Annotated in this window: 11 protein-coding genes; 7 read left to right on the top strand and 4 right to left on the bottom strand. The window is 57.3% G+C overall.

Going from position 1 to position 12,151, the window contains the following annotated elements; translation table 11 throughout:
- Nucleotides 1-133: 133 nt before the first annotated feature.
- The 7 genes from ABJ076_RS07735 to ABJ076_RS07765 all read left to right on the top strand — a co-directional run bounded on the left by ABJ076_RS07735 (nucleotide 134) and on the right by ABJ076_RS07765 (nucleotide 7,829).
- Nucleotides 134-1,078, top strand: a complete 945-nt coding sequence (locus ABJ076_RS07735; protein ID WP_348188887.1) for a LysR family transcriptional regulator — start codon at nucleotides 134-136, stop codon at nucleotides 1,076-1,078.
- Between the two features lie 599 nt (nucleotides 1,079-1,677).
- Nucleotides 1,678-2,505, top strand: a complete 828-nt coding sequence (locus ABJ076_RS07740; RefSeq protein WP_348188889.1) for a phosphogluconate dehydrogenase C-terminal domain-containing protein — start codon at nucleotides 1,678-1,680, stop codon at nucleotides 2,503-2,505.
- 8 nt (nucleotides 2,506-2,513) lie between these two features.
- A complete protein-coding gene (locus ABJ076_RS07745; protein ID WP_348188891.1) occupies nucleotides 2,514-3,536 on the top strand; it encodes a Gfo/Idh/MocA family oxidoreductase in 1,023 nt (340 codons plus the stop codon).
- A gap of 72 nt (nucleotides 3,537-3,608) precedes the next feature.
- The gene (locus ABJ076_RS07750; protein ID WP_348188893.1) at nucleotides 3,609-4,538 is read left to right on the top strand and encodes a D-ribose ABC transporter substrate-binding protein; all 930 of its coding nucleotides are present in this window, start codon (nucleotides 3,609-3,611) and stop codon (nucleotides 4,536-4,538) included.
- A 59-nt stretch (nucleotides 4,539-4,597) separates the two neighbouring features.
- Nucleotides 4,598-5,245 carry a DUF2291 domain-containing protein gene (locus tag ABJ076_RS07755; protein WP_348188895.1) on the top strand — a complete coding sequence of 216 codons (648 nt, stop codon included), beginning with the start codon at nucleotides 4,598-4,600 and terminating at the stop codon, nucleotides 5,243-5,245.
- Nucleotides 5,242-6,780 (top strand): sugar ABC transporter ATP-binding protein, encoded by a 1,539-nt coding sequence (locus tag ABJ076_RS07760; protein WP_348188897.1) that lies wholly within the window; start codon nucleotides 5,242-5,244, stop codon nucleotides 6,778-6,780. The genes ABJ076_RS07755 and ABJ076_RS07760 overlap by 4 nt, the downstream gene beginning before the upstream one ends.
- A complete protein-coding gene (locus tag ABJ076_RS07765) occupies nucleotides 6,777-7,829 on the top strand; it encodes an ABC transporter permease (protein WP_348188899.1) in 1,053 nt (350 codons plus the stop codon). The genes ABJ076_RS07760 and ABJ076_RS07765 overlap by 4 nt, the downstream gene beginning before the upstream one ends.
- Before the next feature lie 20 nt (nucleotides 7,830-7,849).
- Here ABJ076_RS07765 and ABJ076_RS07770 read toward each other — a convergent pair whose 3' ends face one another.
- The 4 genes from ABJ076_RS07770 to ABJ076_RS07785 all read right to left on the bottom strand — a co-directional run bounded on the left by ABJ076_RS07770 (nucleotide 7,850) and on the right by ABJ076_RS07785 (nucleotide 12,136).
- Nucleotides 7,850-8,902 carry an ABC transporter ATP-binding protein gene (locus tag ABJ076_RS07770; protein WP_348188901.1) on the bottom strand — a complete coding sequence of 351 codons (1,053 nt, stop codon included), beginning with the start codon at nucleotides 8,900-8,902 and terminating at the stop codon, nucleotides 7,850-7,852.
- Nucleotides 8,903-8,905: 3 nt separating this feature from the next.
- Entirely contained in the window at nucleotides 8,906-9,733 is an 828-nt protein-coding gene (locus ABJ076_RS07775) for a carbohydrate ABC transporter permease (protein WP_348188903.1), read from the bottom strand.
- Nucleotides 9,730-10,617 (bottom strand): sugar ABC transporter permease, encoded by an 888-nt coding sequence (locus tag ABJ076_RS07780; protein WP_348188905.1) that lies wholly within the window; start codon nucleotides 10,615-10,617, stop codon nucleotides 9,730-9,732. Before ABJ076_RS07780 ends, ABJ076_RS07775 begins: the two co-directional genes overlap by 4 nt.
- A 70-nt stretch (nucleotides 10,618-10,687) precedes the next feature.
- A complete protein-coding gene (locus ABJ076_RS07785) occupies nucleotides 10,688-12,136 on the bottom strand; it encodes a sugar ABC transporter substrate-binding protein (RefSeq protein WP_348188907.1) in 1,449 nt (482 codons plus the stop codon).
- Nucleotides 12,137-12,151 lie beyond the last annotated feature (15 nt).

Consider the following 12,151-nt stretch of genomic DNA (forward strand, 5'->3'; position numbering starts at 1 on the left):
GGTGTATCCGCAACGGCGACGGTCGTGCATGGGCAGGTTCAATCCTGACCTCATGGCAAACCTTATTAGAACTTCTGCATGCTGTCCAAATAACTAGATTGACAAACAACATATCAAATTTGATATCTCTTCTATGCTCTCTCACGCAAACCGACTTCAACTTAAGGATTTTCGTCTCATCCAGGCAATCGCGGAAACCGGGCAACTCGCGCTCGCGGCCGAACAGCTTGCCATGACCCAGCCAGCTGCTTCCCGTATGATCGCTGGCATTGAGAAAACGATCGGAACGCCGCTTTTCATCCGGCACCCCAAGGGAATGACGCCGACTCTGGTCGGAGAAACCCTGGCGCGAAATGCAAACGGTCTGCTCCGGGGGCTGGAGCAGGCGGCTCAGGAAACGGATGCCGTAATTGCGGGGCGCGCCGGAACGGTTCGGGTGGGGTCGGTCACCGGCGGTGCTGTTGGGTTTATCGTTCCGGCGATTCAGGAACTGAAGCGGAGTGCCGCTGGCGCCGACATTCATATTGATATCGCCCCAAGCGACTCTCTCATTGCCGGTCTGCGACGCGGCGACTTTGATTTCGTGCTTTCGCGTATTCCGCCCGGAACCGATGCAAGGCAGTTCGCTGTACATCGGGGACGCGTGGAGGTCATTCGGTTCCTCGTGCGCAAAGGTCATCCGTTGATTGGCGGCGTGACACCGTTAAAGCCGGAGCAACTCGTAGGCTATGAATGGGTCATACAGGCTCCGCACACACCGATGCGCCAAGCCGTGGAAGATATGTTCATATCTCGGGACATTCCGTTGCCGGGAGAGATCGTCAATACGACATCCTTGCTGGTAATGATTGCCTATCTGGCGTCGTCCGATGCCGTCGCCCCGGTGACGCGAGAGGTGGCTGAACTGATCGCTCCGTCAGAGTCGGGTGATCGTTTCGTCGCATTCGATCTTGAGGAGCCCATTGTCATCAATCCGTATCATCTGATCTCACTCAAGAGCAGAGAGCTGAGCCGGTTGGCACTGCGGTTGCGGGATATGATCCTGGAGGAAATTTCCACGGCTGGAAGAGGCGATTAAGAAATCCGCTTCAACGATAGCGTTCCACAAGGAACAGCCATATCGACCGGACTGCTGACGCTCGGTGGTTTCAGCTTCCGGTCAAAGGAACAAGCCCATTCGGTAAAGGCAGATTCGAGCCCCCGCAGCCAAATTATAATATAATATCAACTGGTTAGAAAAAACCTTCCGACGAATCCGCAGGGCGTCTTGTCATTTCAACATAATGTCAGCATCGGGTCTTAAGTCGAAAGACGTTTTCTTTTGACCGAAGCGGCCGTCGAAACTTGATCGAAGGCCCCCGTTCCCTCTGGTTATCGGTCGGGTTCGAGTATCAATTGAAGTGTCTCCCGGTCCAAGAGATCTCATGGTCGGCGGATGGCAAGAGGGCCCGGCACGGAGCGTTCGTGGGCAGGCACATCAAACTAAAGGGTCGTCATCGCCGCAGTGGAACAGAAGATCTGAAACCATCCCCAGGATTGGCGAAATTTTGCTCGGCGTTCACTACAGATCGGTGATTGCCGAAGCTTCACGTCGTAAATATCCACACATAACTTGCGCTCAGCACTTAACTGGGTGATATACTTATCATACCAGTTAGGTGAATGAGGAGATGACTTGTGGCGAAGCTCGCATTGTTTGGCGCCGGCGGAAAAATGGGAATCAGAAGTGCTCGTAACCTCCTGGGCACTGATTTCGATGTCGCGCTTGTGGAGATTTCCGACGCTGGACAAGCAAGAGTAAAAGCGGAAATCGGCGCGGACTGCGTCCCGGCGGAAGCGGCCCTCAAAGGCGCGGATGTTGTTTTGCTGGCTGTACCCGATACGGCGATCAAGGCGGTCTCGCATGCGATCATCGACCAGATTGAAACCGGTGCGATGGTGATTTGCCTGGACGCTGCGGGTCCCTTTGCCGGCCATCTGCCGGACCGTTCGGACGTGACCTACTTCGTCACGCATCCCTGCCATCCTCCAATCTTCAACGATGAGGAGACACAGGAGGCGCGGAACGATCATTTCGGCGGCATCGCGGCGAAGCAGGGTATCGTGAATGCGTTGATGCAAGGGCCTGACGAACATTACGCACTTGGCGAGAAAGTGGGAAAGGCGATCTATGCACCGGTTGCCCGCTCTTACCGTGTAACAGTTGAGCAGATGGCTCTGCTCGAGCCTGGGCTTTCCGAGACTGTGTGCGCCACGTTGCTGGCGGTTATGAAGGAAGCTCTGGATGAAGTCGTGGCCCGGGGCGTGCCTGAGGATGCGGCCAAGGACTTTCTGCTTGGCCATATGAATATTCTCGCGGCGGTAACCTTCGGGCACGTTGACGGCGTTTTCTCGGACGCCTGCAACCTGGCAATCAAGTTCGGAAAACCGGTTCTGATGAAAGATGACTGGAAACGCGTTTTCGAACCTGATGAAATCGCCGACAGCATCCAGCGCATTACCTGAGGTTGCATATGTTATCTGGGGGGCTCATCGGCTGCGGCTTTTTCGCAAGCAACCATTTGCACGCATGGAACATGATTCCCGGCGCGCAAATTAAGGCATTGTGCGATCGGGACGGCAGCAAACTCGCGGCCGCTGGCGACGCCTTCGGTATCGACCGGCTCTATAAAGATGCGAAAGAGATGGTGGAGCAAGAACAGCTCGATTTCGTCGATATCGTCACAACGGCTCCAACCCACCGTCCCTTGGTAGAGATGGCGGCGTCGCAGGGGCTGCATATCGTCTGCCAGAAACCGTTCGCGACCGAGCTCGATGACGCCCGGGCCATGGTTGCTGCTGTGAAAGCGGCTGGCAAAACACTCATGGTGCATGAAAACTTCCGCTGGCAGTCAGCAGTGCGCGCGGTGATCGAAACCGTAAGATCCGGAAGGATCGGCACGCCGTTTTTCTGCCGCGCCAGTTTCCGCTCGGGCTACGACGTGTTTTCGGGACAGCCTTATCTTGCCGAGGGTGAGCGCTTCATCATCGAGGATCTTGGAATTCATGTGCTTGATATCGCCCGGGCCATCATGGGTGATGTCCAGCGGGTCGCCGCTACAACGTGCAAGATCAACCCGAAGATCAAGGGCGAGGATGTTGCCACTATACTGATGACGCATCAGTCGGGAATGACGTCGGTCGTGGACTGCTCTTACGCCACACAGCGGACCCCGGAAACCTTTCCTGAGACACTTCTGGAGATCGACGGCGAAACCGGCACGCTGCGGCTGGAGGCGGGATACCGCCTGGTGGTCCAGAATGGCGGCAGGACCGAGCAGCGCGCCGTGGCTCCCGAGCTTTACGACTGGGCCGAGCGCCCCTGGCACAACATTCAGGAAAGCGTCGTTGCCATTCAGCAGCATTTTGTCGAGAGCCTTGCGTCAGGCACGGCGCCGGAGACCTCAGGAGAGGACAATCTGAAAACACTGGCACTCGTCGAGGCGGCATATCTCTCAGCGAGCGAAGGGAGGACAGTGGAAACTGACTCTCTTTAGTCAACAGGCGGGGCAAACACTGCCGTTGAAAATATTCGGGACAGAAAATTTTAAAACAGAGGAGGAAGCGAAATGAAATTGAGCAAGCTATTTTTAGGAGCATTCCTGGCGTCAACGCTGATCGCGGGAAATGTCCTCGCTGATACCATCGCCATCATCACTCCAAGTCACGACAATCCGTTTTTCAAGGCAGAGGCCGATGGTGCCGAGGCGCGTGCGAAAGAGCTGGGCTACGATACGATTGTCCTGGTGCACGATGATGATGCGAACAAGCAGTCCGAACTGTTCGATACCGTTATTGCGCGCGGTGTGAAGGCGATCATACTCGATAATGCAGGCGCCGATGCCTCGGTCGCGGCGGTCCAGAAAGCAAAGGATGCTGGCATTCCGTCCTTCCTGATCGATCGGGAGATCACCGCGACCGGCGTTGCGGTGAGCCAGATCGTCTCGAACAACTATCAGGGCGCGCAGCTTGGCGCCGAGGAGTTCATCCGGCTGATGGGCGAAGAAGGAAACTATGTCGAGCTCGTCGGTAAGGAATCTGACACCAATGCCGGTATCCGGAGCCAGGGCTACCACGATGTGATCGATCAGTTCCCCGACATGAAAATGGTCGCTCGGCAGACTGCAAACTGGTCCCAAACCGAAGCTTTTACGGTGATGGAATCGATCCTGCAGGCCAACCCGAACATCAAGGGCGTTATTTCCGGTAACGACACGATGGCCATGGGGGCCTGGGCGGCGCTTGAAGCGGCTGGCCGCAAGGACGTTATCGTCGTTGGCTTCGACGGCTCGAACGATGTGCGGGATTCCATTCGCGCCGGCGGCATCAAGGCGACAGTACTTCAGCCCGCCTACCAGCAGGCACAGCTCGCCGTGACCCAGGCTGACAAATATATCAAGACCGGCTCGACCGGGCTTGATGAGAAGCAGCTTATGGATTGCGTGCTGATCAACAGTGAGAATGCCGGCCGGCTTGAGACCTTCGCGCTCTCGAACTGATCCTTCCAAATTTGTTTGGCCCGCGCATGTTGCGCGGGCCTGTTTAGGCGGGAGGCCTTGTGAAAAAAAGGGGAATTCTGATCTCGTTCATGGCCGCGATGGCCTTGACGGTGTCCGGCTGCAAGATAGTCGAGAACAAGCCCAAGAGCGAAGCCGCGATCCCGTCGGATCAGAGCGGTGACGCGGCCCGAAACGCGGCTCGGCTTGAGCAGACATTCGAGGCGAAGCTCTTGCCGCTTATCCGGGACGGCGCTCTGCTCCCGGGACGCCTGCGGACATTGATAGCGGACGACATGGATGCCGCCGGTGCAGCGCACGGCAATCGCGGCGCAGGGCAAGGTGCGGCTTGGAACTTTCCGGTACGCGGTGCAGGCGTGGTTATTGCGGCAAAGCTCGATACGCGCGCCCGTTGGGTCGCTGTTGACGTGAATTCGGATGGCCGAGCCGACGTCAAATTGCAGCTTGGCCCAGTGATCCGGGGCACCGCGTTGCGGGACGTGGCGCCATTCTACAATTTTGACGACTTCCGGGATCAGATCGAATTCGCCAAACTTTCGCGTGCCCTGAATGACCGGATCAAGTTGGGGCTGACTGTCCCAGAAGGTGAGCTGATGGGCAAAACGGTCAGTTTCACCGGGGTCGCTCCATTCAAGAAACCAACGGACGATTTTGTCGTCACGCCGGTTATGGTCGAATTTTCCAAATGACCGAGGCGCATCCCATCGGGCTATCTATCCGCGGTACCAAAAAGGTATATCCCGGCACAACAGCGCTGAAAGGGGTGGATTTCGACATTCGTCTCGGCGCCGTGAACGTTCTGGTCGGTGAGAATGGGGCGGGTAAGTCGACGCTGATGAAGGTCGTTGCCGGCGTGGAGACGCTGACGGACGGCGAGATTTTCATAGATGGGGAACCCGTCGATTTCCGATCGAAGGAAGATGCCGTCGATCATGGGATTGGCATCGTCTTTCAGGAACTCAATCTGTTCCCGGACCTATCGGTTGCCCATAACATCTTCATCGGCCGTGAACCCCGGCGTTTCGGTATCGATATCGACCAGAAGCTGCTGATCGAGAGAAGTGCGGCGCTTCTGAAACGGCTGGAACAGGATATCGATCCAAGATCTCTCCTGGGCTTCCTGCGTCTGGGTCAGCAACAGATCGTCGAGATCGCGAAGGCGCTGTCGCAAAATGCACGCATCCTGATTCTGGATGAGCCGACGTCTGCCCTGTCATCTGCGGAAGTCGAGGTTCTGTTCCGTCTGATCGCGGAGCTGAAGGCGCAGGGCGTGGGGATCGTCTATATCTCGCACCGGCTGGAGGAACTGATCCGGATTGGCGATTACATCACCGTTCTGCGCGATGGTGAAATCACCGGGCATCGCGAGATGTCCGGGGTGGATCTGCCCTGGATCGTCCAGGCCATGATCGGCGACAAGTCCAAGGATTACGCGCGGTCGGTCACGCATGAAGTCGGCGCCGAAGTGTTCCGGGCAGAAGACGTCGTTCTGCCGAGCAGAGGCGGCGGAAACGTGGTCGATCATGTGTCACTGAGCATCAGCGGCGGTGAAATCGTCGGTGTCTATGGTCTGATGGGGGCAGGGCGGACAGAGTTTCTCGAATGTGTAATGGGGCTGCACCCAGGATCATCCGGCCGCTATTTCGTCGAGGATCAGGAACTTCGCGGGGGGACGGTCGCAGACAGGATCGCGCGCGGTATCGCCCTTGTGCCCGAAGACCGGAAGAGAGACGGCCTCGTCCAGATCATGACGATCCGAGACAACATGACGCTTTCATCCCTGCGTGACTTCACGACCTCCGGCTTCCATTTACGTCTGAAGCACGAGGCGGCGGGAGCGCTCGAATTCATAAAGCGCCTGACGATCAAGGTCTCGAGACCCGACAATCCTGTCTCCTCGCTCTCCGGGGGCAATCAGCAGAAGGTCGTCATTGGCAAAGCGCTGATGACCCGCCCCAAACTCCTGCTTCTGGATGAGCCTTCGCGCGGCATCGATATTGCGGCCAAAGCGGAGATTTACCGCACGATGCGGGTTCTTGCCGCAGATGGCATCGGGATTCTTTTCGTCAGTTCTGACATTGAGGAAGTGATGGCGCTGAGCGACAGGATTCTCGTTATGGCGGATGGCAAAATCACACAAGAATCTGGCCGGAACAGCGATCCCGCAGAGTTGATGGCGGCGGCGACGCCAAATGCCAGTTCGATAAAAAGGAACGTTTCATGAGCACGATTGCGGTCGCGGAAGAAAAGCGCAGCCTGAACTGGCTTCTCTTGCTTCTAAAGGCACGGACCTTTGTCGCCCTCGTCCTGGTGTTCGCCTATTTTGCCATTGAAGCGCCGAACTTCCTGAGCATGGCCAACGCGGTCCTGATTTCGAAGCATGTAGCGATCAATGCCTTTTTGGCTATCGGCATGACATTCGTCATCATTACCGGAGGCATCGATCTCTCTGTCGGCTCAGTGGTGGGCTTGACCGGCATGATCGCGGGCTGGCTCGTGCTCTATGGTATCGATCCGGGCCTCGGCTGGTCGATCCAGTTCAATACCTTTGAGATCGTTCTGATCGTCTGCGCGGTCGGAATCTTCGTCGGCTGGATCAACGGCATCGTCATAACGAAACTGAATGTGGCACCGTTCATAGCAACGCTTGGGATGCTTTATGTCGCCCGTGGCGCGTCGCTTTTGCTGTCTGAAGGGCGGACTTTCCCGAACCTCAACGGTGTTGCCGAATATGGCTCGGACAGTTTTCCATTCATCGGAGCGGGATCATTCTTTGGTATTCCCGTCATGATTCTGATGCTCGTCGCTGCTGCATGCGTCGCCGCCTACATCGCTGGCCGCACACCACTGGGCCGGCACATATATGCCACCGGCGGTAACGAGCGCGGTGCGGCCTTATCCGGGGTCCGCGTCGATCGCGTAAAACTTTTCGTCTACATGTTCTCGGGACTGATGGCGGCGCTGGTCGGGTTGATCATCGCTTCGCAACTCAAGGCATCACATCCCGCCACGGGAGAATTTTTCGAGCTGAACGCCATCGCGGCGGCCGTGCTCGGTGGGACGTCGATGTCCGGCGGCAGGGGGCGGATCTGGGGCACCATCGTCGGCGCCTTCGTGATCGGCATCCTTTCGGACGGCCTCGTCATGATGGGCGTCTCGTCCTTTTGGCAGATGGTGATCAAAGGACTGGTGATTGTGACCGCCGTGATTATTGATCAGGCGCAAAGCCGCCTTCAGGCCCGTATCGCTTTGGCACAGGAAGCCGCACCTTAGGCGCTCGGAGATGGGGTCGGTTATGCGGGGCTTACCGCATTGCCGGTCGCCCGATTGAAGAAACTCGTGCGTTCAAGCGCGACCGCCAAACGAATGTCCTTTGCATCGGCATCGCCCACATGGGCGCCGAGCTCGGCCAAGGCATGAGTGCCGGCTAGATCGAACGAGCCATAGGCGCGTGAGCCGGTCGGCTGAACGACGTCGAGTGTGACAGATAACGGGCCGTCCGAACGGGCGCTGAAATGTTCGGGCCGGATACCCCATTTATAGGCGCCATCCTTCATCGAACATCCCTCAATGCGCTGGCCGTCCTTCAGGACCACGGATCCTCCTTCGACAACTACGTCGACGAAGTTCATTGGCGGTGATCCAAGAAAACCGGCGACGTAGGTATTGTCGGGTTTCTCGAATAGATCCAACGGTTTGCCGAGCTGTTCGATGTGTCCATCGCGCAGGAGGACGATGCGTTCCGCCAGGGTCATCGCTTCGATCTGGTCGTGGGTGACGTAGATGAAGGTCTTGCCGAGACGTTCGTGCAGGCGCTTGATCTCTTCACGCATGCCGTCGCGCAGTTTGGCATCCAAGTTCGAGAGGGGTTCGTCGAAAAGATACAGATCCGCATCCCGCACGATGGCGCGGCCAATGGCAACGCGCTGGCGTTGACCGCCCGATAGCTCGCGGGGGAGGCGGTCGAGATAGGCCTCGATATCGAGAATGTCTGCGGCCCAGGCGACCTGGCGTTTGATCGTGTCTTCTGACTCCTTGCGCGCGCGCAGGCCGAAGGCGATGTTCTCGTAGACACTCAGATAGGGGTAGAGCGCATAGGACTGGAACACCATCGCTACATTGCGATCCCTGGGCGCCAGCCGGGCGATGGATTGCCCGCCAAGAACGATATCACCGTCGGAGATCTCTTCCAGCCCGGCGATACACCTCAGGAGCGTCGACTTTCCGCAGCCCGAGGCACCCACCAGCACCACGAACTCGCCCTCCGAAATGTCGAGCGATATGCCTTTTACGGCATGATAATCACCGTAGTACTTGTTGATATCGTGTAATTTCAAATCCGGCATTGGTTATCCCTTAACAGCGCCCATCGACATGCCGCGCACGATGAAGCGCTGCATCGTACCGACGACAAGCATCATCGGCAGAACACCCAGCATGCTCATGGCGCCGATCTTGGACCAGAAGGTCGATTGCGATCCGAAGTAGCCCGTGACCTTGACTGTGTAGGTCACGACCTCCGATTTGGTGAGAATCAGCGCGAACAGGAAATCGTTCCACGCGAAGATGAAGGTGAAGACAGCGGTGGCGAAAAAACCCGCGCGCGCCATGGGGAGTACCACCTTGCGCAGTACCGCCCACCGGGACAAGCCATCGACCAGCGCGCTCTGTTCCAGTTCCAGAGGTATTTCCTGGATATAACCCCGCATCATCCAGGTGACGTAGGGCACGTTGAATGCCGTATAGAGCAGGATCAGCCCGGCATAGGTATCGACCCATTGCCACCAGACAAACAGCAGGAAAATCGGGAAGGCAACACAGATCGGTGGGATCATCCGCTGGGAGATGATCCAAATCGCCAGGTGATCTCCTCCTGTCCGGAAGCGCACGAGAGAATAGGCCGCGATCGTGCCGATGATCATCGCCAGAACCGTGCTGACGCTGGCCGTCACCAGAGAATGCCAGACTGACCACGCGTCCCCATCACGGAACAGAGTGACATAGCTTGAGAAATGGATTTCCGACGGAATCCAGACCGGTGGATAGGCATAGATGTCGTCCGGTGTCTTGATTGAGATCATCGCCAGCCAAAAGACCGGGAAGACGAAGATAAGCGTTGCGGCGAGGGCAAGAGCGACACGTACCCACAGCCGCCAGCCACGGTCCCAGCGGATCATCGGTCGACCTCCACACGCCGGATCGCCCAGATCACGGCAACCGTCAGGATCACGATCACAAGGAAAGCAATTGCAGAGGAATAGGAGATCTCGAATTCACGAAAAGCCATGTTGTAGGCGTATATCGAGATTGTCTCTGTCATCGTTCCGGGCCCGCCATTCGTCATGGTCCAGATCACGTCGAAGATGCGGAACAGATCCAGCGCACGGATGAGAACGGCGATGAACATCACCGGCATGATTGCAGGTAGCACAACGCGGCGGAAGGTCATCCACCAGGGCGCGCCGTCGATCTGCGCCGCCTCAAGCTGTTCGCGGTCGACGTTGGAGAGCGCCGCGTAGAGCAGCAGAAACATGAATGGCGTCCATTGCCAGACTTCCGCGATCAGGATCGCGGGCCATACAAGGTGGCTCTCGGTGGTCCACAGGATTTTGACGTCACTGCCCGCAAGCCAGCTTATGAGTTGATTGATCGGCCCGAAGCGCTGGTCGAACAAAAGGCGCCAGATCGAGCCCGCCACGATGGGCGAAATGATTGTCGGCAGGATGATGATTCCGATCAACACCTGTTTCAGGGGTAGCCTTTCAAGGAACAGAAGTGCGAGCAGGTAACCGAGAAGCAGTTCGAGCGGCAGGGCGACAGCGGTGAACAGCACCGTATGAAGAATGGATTCCCAGAGCCGCACGTCGTCAAACAGCCGGGCGTAATTCAACGCCCCCTGAAAACTGGTATCTTCGCCGAACATCGAGATGTCCTGGAACGATGTCACGACCAGCTTGATCAGAGGATAAAGCCCGATCAACAGGATGATGAATACCGCGGGTGCGATCAGCAGATACTTGAAGACGGCGTCCCGTTCGAGGTGGCGCGCGAGGCTGGTCATGGCATCTCTTGCATGCATGAGAGACGACCGCCTGCAGAACCGGTTCTGCAGGCGGTGCAACTGGTGTGGATCAATTCGGGTAAGCGTTCGGCTTGCTTGCCCAGTCGGCATAGACCCGCTTTTGCTTCTCCACCCCGATCCGGTCTGTCAGCTTATCCCACTGAGCGGCCATATCATCGAGGATGGTCTTTGGATCGTCTCCGGCCCAGAGACGGCTGATGCCCTGCCGGAGAGCCTCTTCGTAGCGATCCACCTGGAGCAACGAAAGGTCGAGCAACCCGGTTTCGGCACCTTGCTTCAATACATCCAGATAGTCGCCGGCATTGGGCCAGCGAGAACGATATTCCGCGCTTTCGAAGTGACTGGTGCGGAAGGGATCACGCAGTGCAAACGGCAGTTGCACCCGTTGCAGGCTGATCTCCTCTGAATTCATCCACTGGATAAACAGATAAGCAGCCTCTTTGTGCTTCGAGCCCGATGCGACAGAGAGTGAGAAACCCGCTGCCAGTTCCGGCCGTCCGCCAGGCGGCAGTGCGTATCCTATCTTGTCGGCTACCTTGGTTTCCGGAATCCAGTTGAGCGCTTCTGTACCCTTGCCATAACCCGCTGCCCAACGACCGACCGGCGGCCAGCTGATCGTCATGGCGATGTCGCCTGCAAGGAAGGCGCTGAATGCTTCGCCGAAGCCCCACTGTTCGACTCCGGGCGGCATCCATTTGTTTTCCTCTACCAGCTCCGTGAAGACTTTCACGCCGACGTCCGAGTTGACAGTCGCCCGCATGGTGTCGAGATCGAAGAACTTGCCGCCTTCGACGCGGAAGCGTTCCTGGAACATGAACTGTGCATTACCCGGCTGACGCAGCATACCGGCGCCATAGGTCTTGGGGCCGTACTTGTCGGTGATGAACTGCCCTATTTCGCTGAACTCTTTCCAGGTGTTGGGCGGCGCCAGGTCGTAGCCGTGCTTCGACTTGAACTCGGCCTTTACGGCGGGATCGTCGAAGATGTCGCGGCGGTAATACAGGATCAGAACATCGCCATCGTCCGGAAAGCCGTAGATTGTGCCTTCGACCTTCATCTGGTTGTCGCGATAGACCGGCGCAATCTTGTCTAGCTCGCTACGGAAATCGTATTTGTCGACGAATGCATCGAGAGGCTCCAGCACGCCAGCCAAGGCGAGGTCTGGCATTTGGTTCGGCAGTACGTTCAGAACGTCATAAGCGCCGGACCCTGCCCGATGAGCCTGCATGGTCTTGGTGAACATCTGATCGATGGGCGACTCAATCACGTTGATCTTGATGCCGGTCAACTTCTCCCACATCGGACCTGTGAAATTTTTCGGGTCCAGCGGCTGCAAGCCGGCTTCGTAGAACACGTTGAGCGTGATCCCGGAATATTGTTTCGCCGCTTCAACGGCCCGTTCCGCAGCGCTTTGCGCGAATGCAGGGCTGAAGGCTCCCAGGATGGCCGCCGATGCGACGACTGCCGATAATGTTCTTCGCGTAATTCCCCGTTTCATTGTCTTCCTCCCTAT

Origin of the sequence: Nisaea sp. (assembly GCF_039990255.1) — a bacterium.
Lineage (GTDB): Bacteria > Pseudomonadota > Alphaproteobacteria > Thalassobaculales > Thalassobaculaceae > Nisaea.

Bases quoted from the DNA above. Each gene is read 5' to 3' on its own strand.
- ABJ076_RS07770 (WP_348188901.1), bottom strand. From the start codon at position 8,902: ATGCCGGATTTGAAATTACACGATATCAACAAGTACTACGGTGATTAT.
- ABJ076_RS07750 (WP_348188893.1), top strand. From the start codon at position 3,609: ATGAAATTGAGCAAGCTATTTTTAGGAGCATTCCTGGCGTCAACGCTG.
- ABJ076_RS07765 (WP_348188899.1), top strand. From the start codon at position 6,777: ATGAGCACGATTGCGGTCGCGGAAGAAAAGCGCAGCCTGAACTGGCTT.
- ABJ076_RS07785 (WP_348188907.1), bottom strand. From the start codon at position 12,136: ATGAAACGGGGAATTACGCGAAGAACATTATCGGCAGTCGTCGCATCG.
- ABJ076_RS07760 (WP_348188897.1), top strand. From the start codon at position 5,242: ATGACCGAGGCGCATCCCATCGGGCTATCTATCCGCGGTACCAAAAAG.
- ABJ076_RS07745 (WP_348188891.1), top strand. From the start codon at position 2,514: ATGTTATCTGGGGGGCTCATCGGCTGCGGCTTTTTCGCAAGCAACCAT.
- ABJ076_RS07775 (WP_348188903.1), bottom strand. From the start codon at position 9,733: ATGATCCGCTGGGACCGTGGCTGGCGGCTGTGGGTACGTGTCGCTCTT.
- ABJ076_RS07735 (WP_348188887.1), top strand. From the start codon at position 134: ATGCTCTCTCACGCAAACCGACTTCAACTTAAGGATTTTCGTCTCATC.
- ABJ076_RS07780 (WP_348188905.1), bottom strand. From the start codon at position 10,617: ATGACCAGCCTCGCGCGCCACCTCGAACGGGACGCCGTCTTCAAGTAT.